We start from the raw sequence: 20,907 nt of genomic DNA on the forward strand, positions 1-20,907 counted from the left end.
GGGTGTTTCGAAAACCTCTTTGTGTTTTTTCAGGGATGATTTAAGACAAAAAAGCGCTTCGAATTACCTTATTTAACGGGATGATTCTCTCTCGTTTCACAACTTTAGTGTACTTTTGCACACTTATTATTTTTTGAGGATAACGAGAGAATATATGGCACAGTCGAGAGAGATGACATCAGGGCCGAGTCTGCCACTGATTTTGAATTTTACTTTTCCTTTGTTGTTGGGCAACCTGCTTCAGCAGACGTATTCGCTGGTGGATGCGGCCATTGTAGGACGATTCTTGGGAATCAATGCACTGGCTTCCGTAGGAGCCAGTACATCGGTGGTCTTCCTGATACTGGGATTCTGTAATGGATGTTGCGGTGGTTTTGGTATTCCGGTGGCACAGAAGTTTGGGGCCCGCGATTATGTCACGATGCGGCGTTATGTGTCAGTCAGCTTGAAGCTGGCGGCCATGATGTCGGTGGCGGTGGCCATTGTCACGAGTCTGCTCTGCGGATTTATCCTACGTTCCATGCAGACACCTGAGAATATTTTTGAAGGGGCTTACATCTATCTGCTCATCACGTTTATCGGCGTACCGTGTACGTTTTTCTACAACCTGCTTTCCAGCATCATCCGTGCGTTGGGAGATAGCAAGACCCCGTTCTGGTTCCTGCTGTTCTCCACGTTGCTGAACATTGTACTCGATTTGTTCTGTATCCTGACGCTGGGATGGGGGGTAGCCGGAGCGGCCATTGCCACGGTTTTCTCGCAAGGACTTTCGGCTTTGCTGTGTTACATCTATATGTACCGCAAATTTGACATCTTGAAAACCGAGCCGTCCGACCGTCGTTTCCGGAAAGACTTGGCCCGTCAGCTTTTGTCCATCGGGGTGCCGATGGGCTTGCAGTTTTCCATTACGGCTATCGGCAGTATCATGTTGCAGAGTGCGAACAATGCATTGGGTACGGCCTGTGTGGCTGCCTTCACCGCGGCCATGCGTATCAAGATGTTTGTGATGTGTCCGTTGGACAGTCTGGGTATGGCCATGGCCACGTATTCCGGACAGAACTATGGTGCCGGAAAGCCCGACCGCATCTGGATGGGTATCAAGTCGGCCACGCTGATGATGTTGGTCTATTCCGTAGCGATTGCCATTGTAATGTGGGGACTGGCCGACAAGTTTGCCTTGCTGTTCATTTCGCCCGATGAGACGGAGATTATGAAAGATACCGTGTTGTTCCTGCACATCAACACGTCTTTCTTCATCCTGCTGGGCTCGCTGAGTATTCTCCGCTATACCATTCAAGGGGCAGGCTATACGCGGCTGGCCATGTTTTCGGGTGTTTCAGAAATGGTGGCCCGTGTGTTGGTCAGCCTCTTCCTCGTACCGGCCTGGAAGTTCTGGGGCGTCTGCTTTGGCGACCCGACAGCCTGGCTGTTTGCCAACCTGTTCCTGGTGCCGGCTTTCATCTATGTGTACCGCCGCCTGAAGGAGATTGTGGTGAAGGAAAGACGGGTGCTCGTCAATTCCTGATGGGCAATCGTTTCCAGACGGTAGGCGGTATCAGGTGCCAGAGGGCTACCATGATACGGTAGCGCCAGTCGATGAGGGCGATGCGTTTCTTTTTCTCCAGGGCTCGCACGATGTGACGGGCTACTTTCTCCGTGGACATCAGCATGGGATAGTGCTTGCCATCGTTCAGCAGGCCGGTGGCCACGAATCCGGGCCGGATGTCGGTGAAGCGGATGGGGAGATGTTGCATGCAAGCCAGCTGTTCCAGGGAGTCGATGTAGATATTCTGGAAACGCTTGGTGGCGGAGTAGGCCGGGGCGGCTCCCAGTCCTTTGGTTCCGGCAATGGAGCTGATGACGGCGAGATGTCCTCCTTGTTGCCGGGCAAAATAACGGAACGCCGCGGTGACCATCCGTACGAACCCCGTTCCGTTGGTTTCGAGCGTCTGAAGTTCGATGTCCGGTGCCAGTGTGTAATTCTGATGGCCAATGCCTGAGCAGTGCAGGTAGAGGTCCATTCCTCCCATTTCTTCTATCAGTTCCTGCAGGCGGTCGGGTGCATCCGCCTGACAAATGTCGATGGCCCGGATGTGGATGCGGTCCGGAGCCAACTGCTGCAATTCTTTCAGTTTTTCTTCGCGTCGGCCTGCCAGTCCGAGTATCCATCCCTTTTGGAGCAGTTGCAAGGCCGTTTCTTTTCCGATGCCGGAAGTGGCCCCTACGATGAGGGCCCGCTGGATAGGTTTCTTTTTCATCAGTTGGTACGTATTTCATAAAGGAACTCCTGTGAAAGCGGAAGTCCTTCGGTAGGGTTACAATGGATTTTTCCGTACAGGGGCATCTGCGGTTGGAGCGGTTTCAGCTCCGGTGAAAGATGGTTGCAGAAGGCCGTATAGGAATGGTTGTTCCTGCAAGGTCCTGCATCGTCACGATATACCAATACGTAGTGGTTCAGGGGACGGGCATGCACCAATTGGTTGATTTGCAGGGCCAGGTTGCGTGCTTCCCGCGGCGCAATGCGGTCGAACAGGCTGGAGAGATTGAATATCACCAGCTCGGTCAGTACCGAGTGTGCCTGCCAGAATGCTGGTTTCACAGCCGATAACCGAGGATACGAGCTTGTCTGAATGTGCTTGTAGGCAGAGGCCTGGAAGAAGGTTTCGGCAGTTTTCCCCATCTCCTGCAACGGATAGATATCCACGTAGGTCAGGTCCAGGTGAGGCAGGGAACGGCACACATCGGCAAAGGCCAGTCCCGAAGCACCCGCCTCATAGGACAGGTCACAGAACACTACCCGGCCAGAGACTTTCCGAATCAGGTCGTATAGCCAGTTGCCGCTTCCGGTGAAGAGGGCCTGTGCCGCCGCATATTGTTTCCGCAGATAGAAATAGTTGTATGCTTGGCAGAAGGTTTGCGGAGTCATTTCTTCGGGCAGGGCACGGAAGTCGCACCGGCCGTAAGCCGTGACTTCGCGGTAGTGGGCCTCGTTCGCCTCCCAATTCTGCGGAGGCGGAACCAGTTGCTCGAAAGCCTGCTGGAAGTGGGCGGGCAAGGAATAGCTTCCTTCCTCCAGTTCCCAGTTCCGGCGGTAAGACGGGAGGGTGAAATTGCCTTGACAGAACGATTCGGCATCCGTTTCCAGGTAACCGTTGTGCAGGCGGATGTATTCCAGCAGTTTGTAGAACGTGATATTGGCCCCGAGAATGTGCGGGTTGCCGGTCAGCAGCAGTTGCTTGCGGGCCCGGGTAAGCGCCACGTTCAGCTTGCGGTCTATCAGGAAAGCACCTTCTTGAAACGTATTGGCTGTCAGGAAATTGAGCTGACTGAAATTCTGTACGGTGAACGAATAGATAATTACATCCCGCTGGCTGCCTTGGTAGCGTTCCACCGTGTCGATGGAGATGTTCAGCAAGTCGGGCAGTTGGAGGCGGGCTATTTCTTTCCGAATCATGGCAATCTGGTTGCGGTAGGGCACGATGACGCCTACCGTCCGGTTGGGGTCGAAATGAGATTCCGTCAGGCGGTAGATGTGGGCCAGCAGGGTGGCCACGATGCGGGCTTCGTGCGGGTTGGTCTTGTCGGAACCGCTGAGACTTTCGGGGGCTTCTGCTGGGATGAAGACCATTCTCCGTTCCAGCAGCAGGCGGTCGATGGGGTCTTGAGCGGTCAGTCCGGCTGAGTAGGGTGTTTCTTCTAGCTGGTGGGGGAGCGGCACGCACTCCAGTTGTTCCTGGTAGTAGAAGGTCTGGTTGGGGAACTCGGCAATGGCCGGGTGCATGCGTCCTTGCTGGCGGAGGACACTGCGGCAAGTGTCAGGACTCGACTTGTATAGGCGTTCAAAGAGAGAGTTGCGGCAGTCCTCCAGTCCGATTTGTCGTAGGAGCGGGTCGGTGACAGCTGCTTCTTCGGCACTTTGCTGGGCGATGGCCGGAAGCTGCTTGTAGTCACCCACCAGTACGAACTTGTCGATGGCGTTATGCTGCTGGTGGCGGGCCGAGAGGATACCAATCAGGTCGGGTTCCAGTATCTGCGAGGCTTCGTCGATAAGCGCCAGCTGGAAATGCTTCAACGTGAAGAGGTTGAGTCGGCTGTTGAGGGAGGTCGTCGTACTTACGAAGATACGGGTGCGGTCGATTTTCTGCCGGATGTCGGTCAGCTTGGGACAGTCGGCCAGGCTGTGCTTCAGCAGGTAAGGCACGAAACGCTTGTCGCACGACAGTTCGCTGCCGATGCGGATGAACGGGGTTTTCTCGGCAATACCGGAATCGAGGAGCATGCTGCAGATTTCATCCACTGCCCGGTTGGTGTACGACAGGAGCAGGATGGACGTATCCGGTTCGCTCAGGGCTTCTTCCACCATATAGCGCAGGGCACACGAAGTCTTTCCGGTACCCGGAGGACCTACCAGTAGGAAGTAGTTCTTGGCTTGTTTCTCTTTCCGGATGAGTTCGTTGAAACGGCCGTATTCACCGTTCAAAGTGATTTCCTCCTCTTTCAGTTCAGGAGCACGTACACCTAACAGCAATTCTTTCCGGTCGGCACAGGCGGACAGAAAGGCGTACAGTCCGCGGAACCCGTTATTGGCCGAGGTATCGGAAAAATCATGTTCGATGGCGAAAAGGTCGTCTCCGCCCCCGATAATATCTTTGTTCTGCTGTCCGTTGCGCAAGACCAGTGTCATGCGGTCCGGATGCAGTTCCAGGATGTTTCCCTTCATGAGAATGTGTTTCCGCAGGTCGGGTTCTCCCTGGTAGGAATACAAAATCACCATGTCGCCCGTCCGGAAATTAGGCAGGAAGTCTTCTTCCTGTGTAGGAATGTGCAGTTCGATGAGGTCGTATCCTTTGCCTGGTCCGCTGCTTTGTTTCTGCAGAATGGTCAGTCCCAGCAGGATGTTGCCAGCCTCCAGTTTCTCGTGCAGTGGGATGTGCCAGTTACCGGCAAACCCGTGCGAGGCATCGCTGTTTCCTCCGGTCTTGCTGAGAATCTGTTCCTTTGCCACGAACGTGAAGTAACGGTTGAAGTACGCCCGTTCCAGCGGGGTACAGCGTTTCAGGGTATTGATGGCTGTCTGCAACTGTGGTTCCTGGTAGTCGTTCCACAGCTTTCCGCCTACCTGCAACTCGTTCAGCAGGTCGGTGCTGAGGGAATCCACCACCTCGCCGATGCCTCCTTCGCCCAGCTGCATCTCGTTGTGCACGATGTAGTTGCGGAGCTTGATGCTTTCCCGGAACAGGTTTTCGGCAAAATGCTCCAGCAGCAGTCCGTCGGCATACTTGGAATAGAGCAGGAAGGTCTGCATGTGTTCCGTTTCCTGTCCGAAATTGTATCGCAGCACGCCCTGATAGAGCATCATCTGGATGAAATGGTCCTCCTTGTGGCGGTGGTTGTATTCGTCGCGCTTCCCGGCCTTTTGTTCGATGAGCACCTGAAAGTCTTTCTGCATCATGTCCACACGTCCTTGCAGCCCTAATTTTTCGCAGATGAAAGAGGCTTCGAGCAGGGTATTCTTCTTGTTGAAATGCTGGATGTTGCGGGGCAGCACGTCGTGTACAAACGAGCGGATGTTCATCATCTGGGCTTGCGCCTGGGCATGGAAATCGGCCGGAATCTGACAGGTACAGAAATCAAGGGCCGAGGCGGCAAAGAATTTCTGGATGCTACGCGGGTAGGTGACCGGCTCCTGGGGCTGTTCGTTGATGTAGTCGTCGAGAAACTGGCTGGCCAGGTTACCCATCAGGATGGGAGCCGTATGGGCTCTCGGCTTGATTTTATTCATGAAATAGTTGAGCGGGTGGTGGCCGTATTCCCGGAAGCAGGCCGCCAGCGAACTGATGTCAATCAAGTAGTCGGGATGGATGACGATAAGGTTCGGAATGTAATGGTTCTCTTCGTCCACCCGCACATCGAGCAGGTTCAGGGGCAGGTTCTCCGTCAGCAGTTCTTTCAGATACAGCAAATCGCCCTGATAGCCTCCTTTGGCATAGTTGATGATGATGAAGGGATCAGTATCACTGTCGGTGGCTGCAAATATCTGAGTATCGTTCCAACTGGTCACGGAAGCCCGCACGTAAGGAATGTGCGACAGGCGTGTGCCTTGATAGGGACGGTTGGAGTGAGGGATTTCCGGAAGAATGGAAGCCGGAATGTCTTCTTCAAAGCCCAGCGAGACAAAGCGTACCAGGGCACGCAGGTCGTAAAGGTATTCCTGCATGTCGGCCTGAAAATGGTCGCCCATGGCAGCGTTGCAGTTGCGGCGCATGGTCTGGATGGCATACCGGTCGGAGGGAGTCATCTTTTTCTCCTTGCAGATGTAGTCCAGACGAGAAAACAAGTTGGCAAAGGAAAGGGTGACCCCCGTGGTCAGTTCATAACAAGCCTGCTCCAGTACTTTGTGGAGCAGGATGTATTTGGCTTGTAAATTGTCGGGAGCAGCCGTCGGCTGACGGTGAATCTGTTCGATGCGATGGAACAGATCGAAAGATTGGAGTTCTATACGGGACATGTGCAAAAAGGGCAGGCCGGCGTTACTGTTTAATTAAGTGATAGATACGGTAAGCCTTGGTGAGTCCGTTGAATTCTCCTTTGTACTGGTCAGTCACGTCTTCCTTGATGAGGCAAACTGTGTTTGTACTTTCAGCGGATTCGGACGCTGCCGTCCCTTCAGCTGTCGTTTCGTTTTCAAACAGCATGAAGGTATATTGCTGCTTGGTGCTTCCCGCCATGGTAGCCTCAATGCGCAGATAGGGTTCTCCTGTATCTTCTGTATATTTGAGGGTACGTTCAAAAATGCCAAGCTGATAGTTACCTGTGCTGTTCGGGAAAATTCTCAGTTCCCCATACGACTGGGAAGCATCTGAATAGATGAAGGAAAAGCGTCCTTCTGCCTGGAGAGGGGATTCCTCTAGGATGCGTGCCTTTAAGGTCGATTCGTCTCCTTTGGTGAGGTTATCGCCTTCCACTTCTGCTTCCAAGCTTTCCACCCGGTATTCATCTGTAGGATTGCTGACCAAGATAGATACGGTGTAGCTGTTTCCTTTCCGGTCGGAAATGGTGGTAGAGGTCTGACCGATGCTGACCGGAAGGAAGGTCAGGGTTTCTCCATCGTAGCGGTAGTCCGCAATGGTGGCATCTCCGTTTTTGAGGGTGTAGTTCCCATCTCCTCCCCGGATGAAGAATTTTTCGCCTGTGCTGAACAGACTGAGTTCTATCGTGCCGTCGGTTATTTTTTGCTGGTTGTCCACGCTGACGAGGTAAATCGGACCATCATCGTTTTTGCAGGCTGCGAAGAGCAGGATGCAGGTTGTCAGGAACATTCCTTGAATAAATTGCATGAGTTTCATAAGTCGTATAGTTGAATTCTTGCTTCAAATATACGACTTTTTGGGGATTTATGAAGGGTATGTAGCAAAAACTAAGGTTAGTCCGTCTGGCTTCTTCATGTAAAAGCGGCCGTGACTGTCTGAGTACTTCCCTTGCAGTACTCTAGTACTCCCTCGGCAGTACTGTAGTACTTCCTTTGCAGTACTGCAGTACTTCCTAGGAAGTACTGGAATCAGATAAAGTGCTTTCAATCAGTTCTTTTCTTTTAGCGTATAGTCGCCTGCTTTTTCGTCAATCAGGTGCTGCAGCTCTTCCAGTGACGGAACTTTTCCTTGGAAGGTGATGACAGCTTCCGGAGGAGTCAGGGTGACTTGGGCAGTCGCATCTTCTACGGTATTCAGCACTTTTTCTACCCGGGTGCGGCAGTGGTCGCACATCATGCCTTCCACCAGGTAGGTCTTTTGGACGCCGGAAGCGGCTGAGGCAGGAGAGGGGGCGGCTGCCGGTGCCGGCTGTACGGGGTTCGGTTGTACCTCTATGGGTCGTGTTTCCACTGGTGGTATTTCCACGGGACGAATTTCTTCCGTGACGGCTGCCGATGTGTGGGTATGTGCCAATTTTTTCCGCTTCAACCGCAGGCTGTTGCTCACTACACTCACACTGCTCATGGCCATGGCAGCGCCGGCTATCATCGGGTTCAGCAGGAAGCCGTTGAGGGGATACAGGATACCTGCCGCCACGGGGATGCCAATCAGGTTGTAGATGAATGCCCAGAAAAGGTTTTCGCGGATGGTGCGTACCGTGGCTTGGGAAAGGCGGATGGCATCGGTGATTTTGTTCAAATCGGAGGAAATCAGGGTCATCTTGGCCACGTCCATGGCAATGTCGCTGCCTTTTCCCATGGCGATGCTGAGGTCGGCCTGGGCCAGTGCGGCACTGTCGTTGATACCGTCGCCCACCATAGCTACCACTTTCCCTTGGTGTTGCAGTTCCTGAATGAACTGAGCTTTCTGCTGGGGAAGCACTTCTGCCTGGAAATGGGTGATGCCACATTGTTCCGCAATCTTCCGGGCGGTTTCCGGATTGTCGCCGGTCAACATGTAGGTGGAGATTCCCATTTCCTGTAATTGCATGACGGCTTCTTTGGAGGTCGGCTTGATGCGGTCGGCAATGGCCACCACTCCCAAGGCTTGCTTTTCATCGGCCAGCCAGATGACGGTCTTGGCCTCCTCGCTCAGGCGGGTGGCTTCTTCGGCCAGGGAAGCGGGAATGGCAAGCCCGTGTTGCTCCAGCAGGCGACGGTTGCCGGCATAATAATAGGTATCGTTGATTTTTCCACGTACGCCCAGTCCCGTCAGGCTTTCAAATCCTTCCATGGGGAGAGGTTGCGCAGCGAGATGGTGTACGATGGCCTGTGCCAGCGGATGTTCCGACGCACTTTCCAGAGTGAAAAGGATGCGTGACAGGGGGGCTTGCGACAGGCCGGCGGAGAGGTCGGTCACGGTCGGGTGTCCTTCGGTCAGGGTACCGGTCTTGTCGAGGACGATGGCATTGACCTTGCGGGCGGTCTCCAGACTGTCGGCATCTTTGATCAGGATACCGTTTTCAGCGCCTTTTCCGATGCCCACCATGATGGCAGTCGGCGTGGCCAGTCCCAACGCGCAGGGGCAGGCAATGATGGTCACGGTGACAGCGGCCAGTAGTCCATGGGTAAAGCCGTTCTGACCATCTAGCAGAACCCATGCCAGGAAGGCAAGCAGGGCGATGCTCAGGATGGTGGGGACAAAGATGGCGGCAATGCGGTCGACCAACTGTTGTACAGGGGCCTTGCTGCCTTGTGCCTCCTGCACCATGCGGATGATATGGGCCAGCACAGTTTCACTGCTTACCTTGTCGGCGGTGAAGCTGAAACTTCCTTTCTGGTTGATGGTGCCGGCGTAGACTTTCTCTCCGGGATACTTTTCCGTGGGAAGTGGTTCGCCGGTGAGCATGCTTTCATCCACATACGAACGGCCTTCATCTACCGTACCGTCTACAGGAATGCGGGCACCGGGCTTCACCAGCAGACGCTGACCGGCTTGTACTTGTTCTAGGGGTATTTCTTTTTGGGTACCGTCCGGATTCAGCAGGGTAACGGTGGCCGGTTGCAGTCCCATCAGTTTCTTGATAGCTTCAGACGTGTTGCCTTTTGCTCTCTCTTCCAGCAGTCGTCCGAGCAGGATAAACGAGATGATGACACTGGCGGCTTCAAAATAGACATGGGGATGAATGCCGCGGCTCGTCCAGAATTCCGGCCAGAACAGATTGAAAAGGCTGAAGATATATGCGATGCCTGTGCTGACGGCCACCAGCGTGTCCATGTTCGACGTGCGGTGTTTCAGTTGTTTCCAGGCGTTGCGATAGAAATCCCGTCCCAACCAGAAGACCACGGGGGTAGCCAGTATCCACATCACGTAGTTGGCATAAGCCCAGTCCATGAAACACATGCCGATGATGGCTACAGGGATAGACAAGGCCAGGGAGCAGAGGGTGCGGAACTTCAGTTTCTGGTATTTCTGCACGTGTGCGTCTTCTGCAATTTCTTCTTTGTTAGCGCGGGTGTCGATGACCAGGTCGTAGCCAGCTGCCTGGATGGCACGCTTCAGCACTTCCGGTGAGCAGCTTTCGGGATTGTATTCCACGGTGGCGGTGGCAGCCGCATAGTTCACGCTGGCATGATACACCCCTGTCTGACGGTTCAGGGTCTTTTCTACTCGTGCAGCGCAGGCGGCACAGCTCATCTCCAGCACAGGGAATATTTGCGTAGTTTTAGTGGTATTCATTTGTTCTTTATTTAGAATGGGACAAAATTACAACATTCCCATCGGATTCAAAAATTTCTGTTTCATATTCATATTTATTTATCAAGATAAGGAACGATTCTTGAGTAGAAATAGTTACATTTGCGCAAAAATAAAATACAACTATTATGTCGGAATTGGCCCCTCTTATCAGTGATTTGGCATTAATATTGATTAGTGCCGGAGTTATCACATTGATCTTTAAAAAATTAAAACAGCCCCTTGTGTTGGGATATATCGTAGCGGGTTTTGTATGCAGTCCTCATTTCACGTTTACTCCTTCGGTGGCGGATGCCGACAATATCCAGACTTGGTCGGAGATTGGCGTGATTTTCTTGCTCTTTGCCTTGGGACTGGAGTTCAGCTTCAAGAAACTGATGAAGGTGGGGGGCTCGGCGGTTATTTCGGCTTGTACCATTATTTTCTGTATGATTATGGTCGGGATTTTCGTGGGATGGCTGTTCGGCTGGAAGCAGATGGACTGTATCTATTTGGGAGGTATGCTGGCCATGTCGTCCACAACCATTATTTATAAGGCATTCGATGATTTGGGATTGCGACAGCAACGCTTTGCGGGCTTGGTGCTCAGTATCCTGATTCTGGAAGATATCTTGGCTATCGTGTTGATGGTGATGTTGTCCACAATGGCGGTGAGCAAGAACTTTGAAGGCAGTGAGATGATTTACAGCATCGGCAAACTGGTGTTCTTCCTGATTCTGTGGTTTGTGGTGGGGATTTACCTCATCCCATTGTTCCTGAAGAAGTCCCGTAAGCTGATGAGTGATGAAACGTTGCTGATTGTGTCGTTGGCCTTGTGTTTCGGCATGGTGGTGCTGGCGGCAAGGGTGGGATTCTCTCCTGCTTTCGGGGCCTTTATCATGGGTTCTATTTTGGCCGAGACCATTGAATCGGAGCATATCGACAAGCTGGTGGCTCCGGTGAAAGACTTGTTTGGGGCCATCTTCTTTGTATCGGTCGGCATGATGGTCGACCCGAACATGATTGTGGAATATATCTGGCCGATTCTCGCTATTGTGGTGGCCATTCTGGTAGGACAGACCATTTTCGGTACGGGAGGTGTGTTGCTGTCCGGTCAGCCGTTGAAGATTGCCATGCAGTGCGGATTCAGTCTGACGCAGATTGGTGAATTTGCATTCATCATTGCCGCATTGGGTGTCAGTCTGCATGTCACGAGTCATTTCCTGTATCCGATTGTAGTGGCGGTATCCGTCATTACGACCTTCCTTACTCCGTACATGATTCGTCTGTCGGGGCCTGCCTATACTTTCATAGACCGTCATTTGCCGGTGTTCTGGCGGCATTTGCTGGAACGCTACACGGCTGGTGTGCAACCGGTAAACCATCAGAATAACTGGAAGAATCTCCTGATATCTATCGTGCGTATCACTCTGATTTACCTGGTGCTTTCCGTAGCGATGGGGGTACTCTCTTTCAATCTGTTCCTTCCGCTGCTGGTATCTGCTGCGGGGGATTTCTGGGGAAAGGTGGCAGGAGCCGTGGTGACGATTGCCTTGATTGCGCCTTTCCTGCGGGCCATGATTATGAAGAAAAACCATTCTATCGAGTTTAAAGCGTTGTGGGCGGACAGCCGTTTCAATCATGCTCCCTTGATATCCATTGTGTTGCTGCGTATTGTGTTGGCCGTGTTGTTTGTAATTTACATCATCAAACATCTGTTCCAGGCTTCCGTAGCACTGATGGCAGGTATCGCCATTTTGGTTGTATTGCTCATGATTGCTTCCCGTTTCCTGAAAAAGCAGTCCATCGGGCTGGAACGTACGTTTGTGCAGAACTTACGTTCGAAAGAGATGCGTAAGGCGTATTTGGGAGAAAGCCAGCCGGAATATGCCGGGCGCTTGCTCGACAGAGACTTGCACTTGTCGGATTTTGTCATCCCGGCCGATTCGCTTTGGGGCGGGAAAACCTTGATGGAGCTGGACTTTGGAAAGAAATATGGGGTGCATGTGGCTTCCATCATCCGGGGAGCGCATCGGATTAATATTCCAGGCGGAGGGAATCGCATTTTCCCCAACGACAAATTGCAGGTAATCGGTACCGATGAGCAGTTGTCCGCCTTTTCTTCCCAGCTGGAAAAGGTTGCAAAAGGACATACGGATGAGGATTTCGAGGAACATGAAATGTACCTGAAGCAGTTTGTGGTATCGCGTAAATCGCCGTTCTGCGGACGTACCATCCGGGAAAGCGGTATCCGTAATAAATACCATTGTCTGGTTGTGGGAATCGAATCGGCAGATGACAGCAAGCTCCGGCAGCCGGAGGTTTCCTTCACCTTGCAGAAGGGCGATGTGGTATGGGTCGTAGGGGAGGAGGAAGACCTGAAGACCTTGTTTGCGGTATCGGAAGTTCCTGAGCCTGAGATGGCGGAATGAATAGGAACGAAAAAGAAACGGGCTTTGCAAGATTGGAATATCTTACGAAGCCCGATTCTTTTCTGAATGGTTTTTCTTTGCGTTATTCTTCTTCACTGTCTTCTTCCTCGTCGAAGTCGAAGTCAAAATCATCCATGTATTCCGGTGTGAAGAACTCGTCCAAATCTCTTCGTTCCTTTTTGGTAGGACGTCCGGTGCCTCTTGCGCGGTCTACGAAGCCGCTGATTTTGCTCATCTCCAACAGTTCATATTGGTCGGGTGTCGTGACGTTTTCCATCACATCAGGAACCAGTTTGGCCCCCACCCGTTTCTCGATGGCCTGCAACACCTTGAAGGAATAGGTAACGGGTGGTTTTCTGACCTGTACCACATCCCCCGGTTTGACCGTCCGGGCTGGTTTGGCCTGCGCACCGTTGATGGAGATTCTTCCTTTTTTGCAGGCTTCGGCCGCAATCGTTCTTGTTTTAAAGATACGTGCGGCCCACATCCATTTATCTATTCTTGCTTCTGGCATGTGCTTATTTGTTGTTATACTGGTTCATGGTATTGTTCAGTCCGGCCAGGCAGAAACTTTTGATGATTTCCTGCGCCACTTCCAGGCGTTCCGGCATCAGTTTCATGGCTTCCTCGTCGAAATGTCCTAATACGAAATCGATTTGTCCTCCTCTTGGAAAATCGTTGCCAATGCCAAAGCGAAGGCGGGCATAGTTTTGAGTCCCTAAGGTAGCGGCGATGTGTTTCAGGCCGTTGTGTCCGGCGTCACTTCCTTTTCCTTTTAGTCGCAACGTACCGAAGGGAAGGGCCAGGTCATCCACTACGATAAGCACATTTTCCAGAGGAATTTTCTCCTGTTGCATCCAGTAGCGTACAGCGTTTCCACTGAGGTTCATATAGGTGGACGGTTTGAGCAGGATTAACTGTTGTCCTTTTAACGACAGGTGTGCAGTGGCTCCATAACGTCCATCGCTAAAAACAATATTGGACGCCTTAGCTAAGGCGTCCAATACCATAAATCCTATATTATGACGGGTTTCGCGGTATTCTTCACCGATATTCCCCAGTCCAACAATCAAGTATTTCATTGAAAGGATTTTTGAGTGTGTAGGTTACTGAATTATTTACCAGCAGCAGCCTGAGCACCACGAGCGGCACGAGTCAATTTAACTGCGCAAACTACGGCTTCTTTTGCGTTCAGCAATTCCAGACCTTCGTAGTTCAATTCACCTACTTTGACAGTTTTACCCAATCCCAGCGGAGTTACGTCGATAACCAGACGTTCCGGAATGATGTTGTACAAAGCTTTCACTTTCAATTTACGAATCTGCAGAGCCAATTTACCACCGGCTTTCACACCTTCTGCCAAACCTTCCAGTTTTACAGGAACTTCCATTACGATAGGTTTGTTTTCATCAATCTGATAGAAGTCTACGTGCAGAATCTTGTCTGTTACAGGGTGGAACTGGATATCTTTCATGATGGCATTTACAACCTTACCATCGATGTTCAAGTCTACTACATAGATATGCGGTGTGTATACCAAATTTCGCAAGCCTTCTGTCGGAACAGTAAAGTGAGTAGCAACTTGGTTGCCGTTTTCATCTTTCTGGATTCCGTACAATACGCAAGGAACACCATTTTCTTTACGAAGTTCACGAGTGGCTTTCTTACCAGTTTCAGTTCTCAAAGAACCTTTGATTTCAATTGATTTCATTTTCTAAAAAAATTTGTGTTACTCTAAATTAAGTTGATTTTCTTTGCTTAATTCGCCATCACACGATGTGGTATATCACACGATGAGCTTGAAAAAGCGGCGCAAAGGTATGTATTTTTTTTTGATATTCCAAAATTCCCCTCAATAAAATCCTGTGATTCAGCTGTAAATTGATTCGCTGAACCTTTTTTAGAAGTCAATGTCGATTTTGATTTCTCCCGATTGCTGTGGCTCCTCTTCAGTTTTTGGCGTTTCTGCATGGTCTTCAGCGGTCAGCTCGCCTTGCTCATGTCCAATAAAGTCGATAGCTTGCTGCAGACCGTGCATGAACTTTTCAAAATCTTCTTTATATAAGAATATTTTGTGCTTTTCAAAATTCACCTGAGGGTCGTCTTTGTCAAGCGAAACCACTTTCTTGCTTTCTGTGATAGCAATGAACATTTCTTCCTTCCGGTTTTTCTTTACATCCAGATAGTAAATTCGCTTTCCTGCCTTAATCGCTTTGGAAAATACGATTTCTTTGTCGTTTTCAATAGTTGTACTTTTCTTTTTCAGTTCTTCCATAACTCACTGTTACTAATAAAAATGCGTTCAAATTTGAATATTTTTTTGCAATGTGGCAAGAGAGAATGAAGAAAAAATATCGAATCTCTGAAAAAAAGAAAAAATATGGTACTTCATGGTGGGCTGTAAAAGAAAATTACTTATTTTTGCACACCTAAAAATGTAGTTTTGTTTATATATTATGATCAACAGAGTTCTTATTCGTCTGAAGATAGTTCAGATAATTTATGCGTATTATCAGAACGGCGGTAAAAATTTGGATACTGCAGAAAAAGAGTTGTTCTTCAGTTTATCCAAAGCGTATGATTTGTATAACTATCTTTTGCTTTTAATGGTAGAAGTAACCCGGTATGCCAACAAGCGGTTGGATGCTGCGAAAAATAAATTGGTTCCTACCAAGGAAGATTTGTCTCCCAACATGAAATTTGTAGAAAACCGTTTCATTGCACAGTTGGAAGTGAATAAACAATTGAATGCTTTTGCTGCTTCCCAAAAGAAAACGTGGGAAAATGAAGGTGACTTTATTAAAAACTTGTGTGAGCAAATCATGCAGAGTGACATATATAAAGAATATATGGCAAGTGAAACATCGTCTTATGATGAAGACCGTGAGTTGTGGAGAAAAGTTTATAAGAAGATTATTTTTAATAATGCAGCTCTAGATGAAGTATTGGAAGATCAGAGCTTGTATTGGAATGATGACAAGGAAATCGTGGATACTTTTGTCTTGAAGACTATCAAGCGTTTTGATCCGAAGAATGGAGAAAAACAGGAACTTCTTCCTGAATTTAAGGATGAGGAAGATCAGGATTTTGCCCGTCGTTTGTTCCGCCGCTCTATTTTGAATGCGGATTATTATCGTCATTTGATTAGTGAGAACTCAAAGAACTGGGATTTGGATCGTGTGGCATTAATGGATGTAATTATTATGCAGATTGCTTTGGCTGAAATTCTCAGTTTTCCGAATATTCCGGTGAATGTGTCTTTGAATGAGTATGTGGAAATAGCGAAGTTGTATAGTACTCCGAAGAGTGGAGGATTCATCAATGGTACACTGGATGGGATTGTTAATCAATTAAAAAAGGAAAATAAGCTGACTAAAAACTGATATATTTGTCAGACTATTATTAATCTAAACCGAGAAAACGTATGAATTTGTTAGCTGTCGTATTACAGGCTCAAGGAGGAGCAGATTACTCTTTCCTTATTATGATGGTGGCGATTTTCGCCATTATGTACTTCTTTATGATTCGTCCTCAGAACAAGAAGCAGAAAGAAATTGCCAAGTTCCGTAAAAACCTGGAAGTAGGCCAATCTGTAGTGACTGCAGGAGGTATCTATGGAAAAATAAAGGAAGTAGAAGACAATACAGTTGTAGTTGAAATAGCTGCTGGTGTAAAAATTAAAGTAGATAAAAACTCTATTTATGCGGATGCACAGGCTCAGCCTGCGAAATAATTGTCATTATGGCTATGTTCGATGGAAAGAACATAAAGAGATATTACTTGATTATCATTCGTAAAATCAGGAATTTCCTGCTCAGTGAAAAGAGCAGGGAATTCCTGATTTTTCTGTTTTTTGTTTTTGTGTCATTGTGCTTTTGGTTCTTACAAACAATGAATGATGTGTATCAAACAGAATTCAAGATTCCGGTGCGGTTGAAGAATGTACCGAAGGAAGTAGTGATGACCTCAGAACTTCCGAATGAAATTAAGGTAAAGGTAGAAGATCGAGGTACGGTCTTGTTGAATTACATGTTGGGAAAAACTTTTTTTCCGCTGACTTTCAATTTTGAGGATTATCAAGATAAAGGTTCTTACGTACGTATTCCGCAGACAGAGGTCGTAAAGAAGGTGACAGCCCAGTTGAATAATTCTACTCAGCTTCTGTCTGTACGTCCTGACACGTTGGATTATATTTACTCGAAAGGAGTTGCAAAGAAAGTTCCTGTAGCTGTGGGAGGAGAGGTCTCAGCGGGGCGGCAGTATTATGTGTCGGAGATGAAAGTGTCTCCGGATTCTGTCGTTGTGTATGCTCCTCCAGGAGTGCTGAATTCTATCTTGACGGCTTACACCCAACCATTTCATTGGACTAATGTGACCGATACTCTTAAGAAACATATTAATTTGCAAAAACTTCATGGTGTGAAGTTTGTACCTTCATCGGTAGATGTGACTGCTTGTGTGGATATGTATTCTGAAAAGACATTGGAAGTACCAGTTGTTGGAATCGATTTTCCTAAAGGGAAAGTGTTGCGAACTTTTCCTTCTAAAGTACAAGTGGTTTTTCAGGTAGGATTGAAAAATTTTAAGTCGGTGAAGGCGCATGATTTTCTTGTGGGAGTATCCTATAGTGATGTGGTGAATAATAAATCTGAGAAATTGCAACTTACTTTAAAACGGTATCCGGATGTGGTTACTCATATTCGCATAAGCCCTTTATCAGTGGATTATCTGATAGAACAGCAAACCGTGGAAAAGGCGGTAAAAAATGGGGATGTAGCGGATGATTAAAATTGGAATTACCGGAGGAATTGGCAGTGGAAAATCATACATAGCCCATCTGTTAGAGAAGAAAGGAATACCATTGTATGATACTGACCGGGAAGCTAAACGGCTGACTGTAACACACCCTCGGATACGGAAGGAACTTTCGGCTTTGTTGGGCACGGAGGTTTATCAAGCGGATGGAACCTTGAATAAGTCTTTGGTAGCCAACTACCTGTTTTCTTCTCCAAAGCATGCCGGGCACATCAATCAAATTATCCATCCATGTGTGTATGAGGATTTTCAATCGTGGGCCAATCGGCAGGCGAAAGTAGGGGCAGAGGTGGTGATGATGGAAAGCGCCATTTTGTTTGAGTCGGGTTTTCAGAAAGCGGTAGATTATGTAGTGATGGTGTATGCTCCTTTGGATTTGCGCATAAAGCGGGCCATGTTTCGTGATTCGGCATCCGAAGAGCAGATTAAAGCTCGCATTGCCGCACAGATGGACGACGAGGAAAAGAAAAGGAGAGCCGATTATGTTCTCTTTAATGATGAAAAAATGTCGTTGGAGATGCAGATTGCTGCATTGGAAGCATGGCTTGCCAGTAGAAAAACGGGCAGATAGTTTGTGTATGTCATTCGTCCGTTGTATTTTTGTCACTTGTAATTAATTTTAATCATATAGGAAAAAATGTTGAAAACTATTTTAGCTATTGCAGGGAAACCTGGTTTGTATAAACTGATTTCTCAGGCAAAAAATATGCTGATTGTGGAAACCGTCAGTGCAGAAAAGAAAAGAGTTCCAGTTTATGCCAGCGATAAAGTAATTTCATTGGGCGATATCGCAATGTATACGGATGCAGAGGAAGTGCCTCTGAGTGAAGTGCTGGAATCTGTCAAGAAAAAAGAAAACGGTAACGTGACCGCGTTGGACTACAAGAAAGCCTCTGCAGAAGAGTTGCATGCATTTATGGCGGAAGTGTTGCCGAATTACGACCGCGACCGTGTACATACCAGCGACATCAAGAAACTGATTCAGTGGTATAACCTGCTGGTTTCAAACGGAGAAACTGATTTTGTAGAAACAGAAAAAGCGGCCGAATAAACGAAATACGTACGGTTAGCGTACGGTGAGAAGAAAGTAAACTGTCTCAGGACAAACGGATGCGTTGTTCCGGCTACGGAGTGCGGCATTTGTCCTAAGACAGTTTTTTTATTATATAACCACGGAAGCCTCAAACGACGGTAAGGAAGAAATGAAAAAGATTATATTGATTACAGGTGGTGAGCGGTCGGGAAAGAGCAGTTATGCCGAACGGCTGGCTCATGAACTGACGGCATCGCCGGTGTACATTGCTACGGCGAAAATCTGGGACGAGAAATTCCGGAAGCGGGTGGAGCGGCATCAGCAGAACCGGGGTCCGGAATGGACGAACATCGAGGAAGAAAAGGAGCTGAGCCGTCACGACATCACCGGCCGGGTGGCCGTAATCGACTGTGTGACGCTTTGGTGTACAAACTATTTTGTGGAGCTGCAGGATGTAACCTTGGCCTTGGAGGCCTTGAAGCGGGAATTCGACCGCTTTACCGCACAGGAGGCGACGTTTATCTTTGTGACCAATGAGATTGGGATGGGAGGCGTTTCCCCCAATGAAGTACAGCGCCGATTTACCGACCTGCAGGGTTGGATGAATCAGTACATCGCTTCCAAAGCCGACCAAGTAGTTCTGATGGTTTCTGGTATTCCGCTTAAAGTGAAAGGATAAATCATGCGTAAATTTACTATTTCTCCTATAGCCTGTCCGGAGCTGGAACAGGCAGCCCGTGAAAAGATTGACAACTTGACGAAGCCCAAGGGTTCTCTGGGGCGTTTGGAAGAACTGGCTTTGCAGGTGTGTATGATACAGCAGACTTTGTCACCTTCCTTAAAATGTCCGCACAACCTGCTTTTTGCGGCCGACCACGGTATTGTGGAAGAAGGAGTCAGTGCATCTCCTAAAGAAATTACCTGGCAGCAAATCAGCAATTTCCTTCACGGAGGGGCAGGCATCAATTTCCTGTGTCGCCAGCACGGTTTCCGACTGGTGATTGTCGATGCCGGAGTGGATTACGACTTGCCCTACGAAAAAGGAATTGTCAATATGAAGGTACGCCGGGGTACCCGTAATTTCCTGTACGGCGATGCGATGACTCCCGAAGAGATGGATTTGTGTCTGGAGCGAGGTACACAATGTGTGGACCGGGTGAAGGAAGCTGGTTGCAACGTCCTCAGTTTTGGTGAGATGGGAGTGGGAAACACTTCCGCTTCCTCTCTGTGGATGAGCTGCCTGACGGGAATCCCCTTGGAACAGTGCGTCGGTGCTGGCAGCGGTTTGTATGGCGAAGCCATGACCCATAAGTTCAAAGTGCTTCAGCGGGCCCTTCAAAATTTCTCCGGCGACCATACGGTAGAAGAAATCCTGTGCCGTTTCGGAGGGTATGAGATGATGATGGCCGTAGGCGGCATGCTGCGTGCAGCCGAGCTGCGCATGGTCATTCTGGTAGATGGATTCATCATGACCAACTGCATGTTGGCAGCCTCCCGCCTGTATCCGGAAGTGCTTTCGTATGCCGTGTACGGACATCAGGGCGATGAGAGTGGCCACAAACTCTTGTTGGACTATCTGCATACCCGTCCGTTATTGAATTTGGGATTGCGCTTGGGAGAAGGAAGCGGTTCGGTCTGTGCCTATCCGATACTCGATTCTGCCGTGCGGATGTTGAATGAGATGGACAACTTTGCGCATGCTTCCATTACCAAATATTTCTAAGCGTATGCATAATTTGTTGGCTGCTTTGATGTTTTTCACCCGTCTTCCTTTCTGGCGGATTTGCTCTGTGCTTTCTGAATGTTTCCGGCACGTAGTGAGCTATTGGAGCCTGTGCGGATGGCTCACGGGTGGGGTGATGGCCCTTGCCTTTTGGCTTTTTTCCCTGTGGTTTCCAATCCACGTAGCGGTGTTGCTGGCATTGTGTGCTCGTCTTTTTCTCACGGGTGCCTTGCATGAAGACGGCTTGGCCGATTTCTTCGACGGTTTTGGCGGAGGACGCGATCGGGAAGGGATTCTTCGTATCATGAAGGACTCCCATATCGGGAGTTACGGAGTGCTGGGGCTGATTCTGTATTACCTGTTGTCGTTTTCCCTGCTTGTTTCTTTGCCGGTGCCGGTTATCCCCTGGGTGTTGTGGGTGGCCGACCCTTTTTGCAAGTTTGTGTGCAGTTTTATGCTGGTGTTCCTGCCCTATGCCCGGAAGGTGGAAGAAAGTAAGGCCAAGGTGGTCTATACCCGCATGAGTACTTCGGAGTGGATGGCCAATGCGGTAGGGGGATTGTTGCCTCTGTGTTTGCTGCCTGCTGCCTATTGGGGGATGCTGTTGTTTCCCTGCGTGCTTTTTGCCGCATTGGTGTGTTTGCTCAAGCATCGGCTGGGAGGATATACCGGCGATTGTTGCGGAGCCCTGTTCCTGTTGTGCGAGTTGGTGTGCTGGCTGGGAGCGGTGGCAGTTACTTATAATTTTTAAGGATAAAT

General features: G+C 49.2%; 18 protein-coding genes. 10 read left to right on the plus strand and 8 right to left on the minus strand.

Annotated features, from left to right (window positions below; all coding sequences use genetic code 11):
• Window positions 1-154: 154 nt before the first annotated feature.
• Window positions 155-1,525, plus strand: coding sequence for an MATE family efflux transporter (locus OCV81_RS08375; protein WP_148329628.1), 1,371 nt, complete (start codon window positions 155-157; stop codon window positions 1,523-1,525).
• Here OCV81_RS08375 and OCV81_RS08380 read toward each other — a convergent pair.
• The 4 genes from OCV81_RS08380 to OCV81_RS08395 form a co-directional block, all read right to left on the minus strand.
• On the minus strand, window positions 1,515-2,258 hold the full coding sequence (locus tag OCV81_RS08380) for an SDR family NAD(P)-dependent oxidoreductase (protein WP_262640289.1): 744 nt from the start codon (window positions 2,256-2,258) through the stop codon (window positions 1,515-1,517). The genes OCV81_RS08375 and OCV81_RS08380 overlap by 11 nt on opposite strands.
• Window positions 2,258-6,508, minus strand: coding sequence for an AAA domain-containing protein (locus tag OCV81_RS08385; protein ID WP_148329629.1), 4,251 nt, complete (start codon window positions 6,506-6,508; stop codon window positions 2,258-2,260). Before OCV81_RS08385 ends, OCV81_RS08380 begins: the two co-directional genes overlap by 1 nt.
• Window positions 6,509-6,530: 22 nt before the next feature.
• The gene (locus OCV81_RS08390) at window positions 6,531-7,346 is read right to left on the minus strand and encodes a hypothetical protein (RefSeq protein WP_148329630.1); all 816 of its coding nucleotides are present in this window, start codon (window positions 7,344-7,346) and stop codon (window positions 6,531-6,533) included.
• Window positions 7,347-7,577: 231 nt separating this feature from the next.
• The gene (locus OCV81_RS08395; protein ID WP_148329631.1) at window positions 7,578-10,148 is read right to left on the minus strand and encodes a heavy metal translocating P-type ATPase; all 2,571 of its coding nucleotides are present in this window, start codon (window positions 10,146-10,148) and stop codon (window positions 7,578-7,580) included.
• Window positions 10,149-10,294: 146 nt separating this feature from the next.
• On the opposite strand from OCV81_RS08395, the gene OCV81_RS08400 reads away from it, so the two are divergent.
• Complete coding sequence (locus OCV81_RS08400; RefSeq protein ID WP_148329632.1) at window positions 10,295-12,577, plus strand: cation:proton antiporter domain-containing protein; 2,283 nt, start codon at window positions 10,295-10,297, stop codon at window positions 12,575-12,577.
• 82 nt (window positions 12,578-12,659) lie between these two features.
• On the opposite strand, the gene OCV81_RS08405 is transcribed toward OCV81_RS08400, so the two are convergent.
• The 4 genes from OCV81_RS08405 to OCV81_RS08420 form a co-directional block, all read right to left on the minus strand.
• Window positions 12,660-13,091 (minus strand): RNA-binding S4 domain-containing protein, encoded by a 432-nt coding sequence (locus tag OCV81_RS08405; protein WP_148329633.1) that lies wholly within the window; start codon window positions 13,089-13,091, stop codon window positions 12,660-12,662.
• A 4-nt stretch (window positions 13,092-13,095) separates the two neighbouring features.
• On the minus strand, window positions 13,096-13,659 hold the full coding sequence (pth, locus tag OCV81_RS08410) for an aminoacyl-tRNA hydrolase (protein ID WP_022352973.1): 564 nt from the start codon (window positions 13,657-13,659) through the stop codon (window positions 13,096-13,098).
• Window positions 13,660-13,691: 32 nt separating this feature from the next.
• Window positions 13,692-14,288, minus strand: a complete 597-nt coding sequence (locus OCV81_RS08415; RefSeq protein ID WP_072542999.1) for a 50S ribosomal protein L25/general stress protein Ctc — start codon at window positions 14,286-14,288, stop codon at window positions 13,692-13,694.
• Between the two features lie 189 nt (window positions 14,289-14,477).
• Window positions 14,478-14,852: a PUR family DNA/RNA-binding protein gene (locus OCV81_RS08420; RefSeq protein WP_148329634.1), complete on the minus strand. Its 375-nt coding sequence runs from the start codon at window positions 14,850-14,852 to the stop codon at window positions 14,478-14,480.
• 181 nt (window positions 14,853-15,033) lie between these two features.
• On the opposite strand from OCV81_RS08420, the gene nusB reads away from it, so the two are divergent.
• The 8 genes from nusB to OCV81_RS08460 all read left to right on the plus strand — a co-directional run bounded on the left by nusB (window position 15,034) and on the right by OCV81_RS08460 (window position 20,899).
• Complete coding sequence (gene nusB, locus OCV81_RS08425; RefSeq protein ID WP_148329635.1) at window positions 15,034-15,960, plus strand: transcription antitermination factor NusB; 927 nt, start codon at window positions 15,034-15,036, stop codon at window positions 15,958-15,960.
• Window positions 15,961-16,001: 41 nt separating this feature from the next.
• Entirely contained in the window at window positions 16,002-16,310 is a 309-nt protein-coding gene (yajC, locus tag OCV81_RS08430; protein ID WP_022352977.1) for a preprotein translocase subunit YajC, read from the plus strand.
• Window positions 16,311-16,324: 14 nt separating this feature from the next.
• Window positions 16,325-17,365 carry a CdaR family protein gene (locus OCV81_RS08435; protein WP_148329652.1) on the plus strand — a complete coding sequence of 347 codons (1,041 nt, stop codon included), beginning with the start codon at window positions 16,325-16,327 and terminating at the stop codon, window positions 17,363-17,365.
• Window positions 17,358-17,963, plus strand: coding sequence for a dephospho-CoA kinase (gene coaE, locus OCV81_RS08440; protein ID WP_148329636.1), 606 nt, complete (start codon window positions 17,358-17,360; stop codon window positions 17,961-17,963). The genes OCV81_RS08435 and coaE overlap by 8 nt, the downstream gene beginning before the upstream one ends.
• 66 nt (window positions 17,964-18,029) lie before the next feature.
• Window positions 18,030-18,443, plus strand: a complete 414-nt coding sequence (locus tag OCV81_RS08445) for a DUF5606 family protein (RefSeq protein ID WP_148329637.1) — start codon at window positions 18,030-18,032, stop codon at window positions 18,441-18,443.
• A 151-nt stretch (window positions 18,444-18,594) separates the two neighbouring features.
• The gene (gene cobU, locus OCV81_RS08450; RefSeq protein ID WP_148329638.1) at window positions 18,595-19,104 is read left to right on the plus strand and encodes a bifunctional adenosylcobinamide kinase/adenosylcobinamide-phosphate guanylyltransferase; all 510 of its coding nucleotides are present in this window, start codon (window positions 18,595-18,597) and stop codon (window positions 19,102-19,104) included.
• A gap of 3 nt (window positions 19,105-19,107) precedes the next feature.
• Window positions 19,108-20,148 (plus strand): nicotinate-nucleotide--dimethylbenzimidazole phosphoribosyltransferase, encoded by a 1,041-nt coding sequence (gene cobT / locus OCV81_RS08455; protein ID WP_148329639.1) that lies wholly within the window; start codon window positions 19,108-19,110, stop codon window positions 20,146-20,148.
• A gap of 4 nt (window positions 20,149-20,152) precedes the next feature.
• The gene (locus OCV81_RS08460; RefSeq protein ID WP_262640290.1) at window positions 20,153-20,899 is read left to right on the plus strand and encodes an adenosylcobinamide-GDP ribazoletransferase; all 747 of its coding nucleotides are present in this window, start codon (window positions 20,153-20,155) and stop codon (window positions 20,897-20,899) included.
• The last annotated feature ends 8 nt before the right edge of the window (window positions 20,900-20,907 follow it).

It is taken from the genome of Phocaeicola fibrisolvens (genome assembly GCF_025567125.1).
Taxonomy (GTDB): domain Bacteria; phylum Bacteroidota; class Bacteroidia; order Bacteroidales; family Bacteroidaceae; genus Phocaeicola; species Phocaeicola fibrisolvens.

Excerpts from the sequence above, each read along its gene's own strand:
- OCV81_RS08435 (WP_148329652.1), top strand. The coding sequence starts at position 16,325 with ATGTTCGATGGAAAGAACATAAAGAGATATTACTTGATTATCATTCGT.
- OCV81_RS08390 (WP_148329630.1), bottom strand. The coding sequence starts at position 7,346 with ATGAAACTCATGCAATTTATTCAAGGAATGTTCCTGACAACCTGCATC.
- pth (WP_022352973.1), bottom strand. The coding sequence starts at position 13,659 with ATGAAATACTTGATTGTTGGACTGGGGAATATCGGTGAAGAATACCGC.
- OCV81_RS08460 (WP_262640290.1), top strand. The coding sequence starts at position 20,153 with ATGCATAATTTGTTGGCTGCTTTGATGTTTTTCACCCGTCTTCCTTTC.
- nusB (WP_148329635.1), top strand. The coding sequence starts at position 15,034 with ATGATCAACAGAGTTCTTATTCGTCTGAAGATAGTTCAGATAATTTAT.
- OCV81_RS08385 (WP_148329629.1), bottom strand. The coding sequence starts at position 6,508 with ATGTCCCGTATAGAACTCCAATCTTTCGATCTGTTCCATCGCATCGAA.
- OCV81_RS08400 (WP_148329632.1), top strand. The coding sequence starts at position 10,295 with ATGTCGGAATTGGCCCCTCTTATCAGTGATTTGGCATTAATATTGATT.
- OCV81_RS08375 (WP_148329628.1), top strand. The coding sequence starts at position 155 with ATGGCACAGTCGAGAGAGATGACATCAGGGCCGAGTCTGCCACTGATT.
- cobT (WP_148329639.1), top strand. The coding sequence starts at position 19,108 with ATGCGTAAATTTACTATTTCTCCTATAGCCTGTCCGGAGCTGGAACAG.
- yajC (WP_022352977.1), top strand. The coding sequence starts at position 16,002 with ATGAATTTGTTAGCTGTCGTATTACAGGCTCAAGGAGGAGCAGATTAC.
- OCV81_RS08405 (WP_148329633.1), bottom strand. The coding sequence starts at position 13,091 with ATGCCAGAAGCAAGAATAGATAAATGGATGTGGGCCGCACGTATCTTT.
- coaE (WP_148329636.1), top strand. The coding sequence starts at position 17,358 with ATGATTAAAATTGGAATTACCGGAGGAATTGGCAGTGGAAAATCATAC.
- OCV81_RS08395 (WP_148329631.1), bottom strand. The coding sequence starts at position 10,148 with ATGAATACCACTAAAACTACGCAAATATTCCCTGTGCTGGAGATGAGC.
- OCV81_RS08415 (WP_072542999.1), bottom strand. The coding sequence starts at position 14,288 with ATGAAATCAATTGAAATCAAAGGTTCTTTGAGAACTGAAACTGGTAAG.
- OCV81_RS08445 (WP_148329637.1), top strand. The coding sequence starts at position 18,030 with ATGTTGAAAACTATTTTAGCTATTGCAGGGAAACCTGGTTTGTATAAA.
- cobU (WP_148329638.1), top strand. The coding sequence starts at position 18,595 with ATGAAAAAGATTATATTGATTACAGGTGGTGAGCGGTCGGGAAAGAGC.
- OCV81_RS08380 (WP_262640289.1), bottom strand. The coding sequence starts at position 2,258 with ATGAAAAAGAAACCTATCCAGCGGGCCCTCATCGTAGGGGCCACTTCC.
- OCV81_RS08420 (WP_148329634.1), bottom strand. The coding sequence starts at position 14,852 with ATGGAAGAACTGAAAAAGAAAAGTACAACTATTGAAAACGACAAAGAA.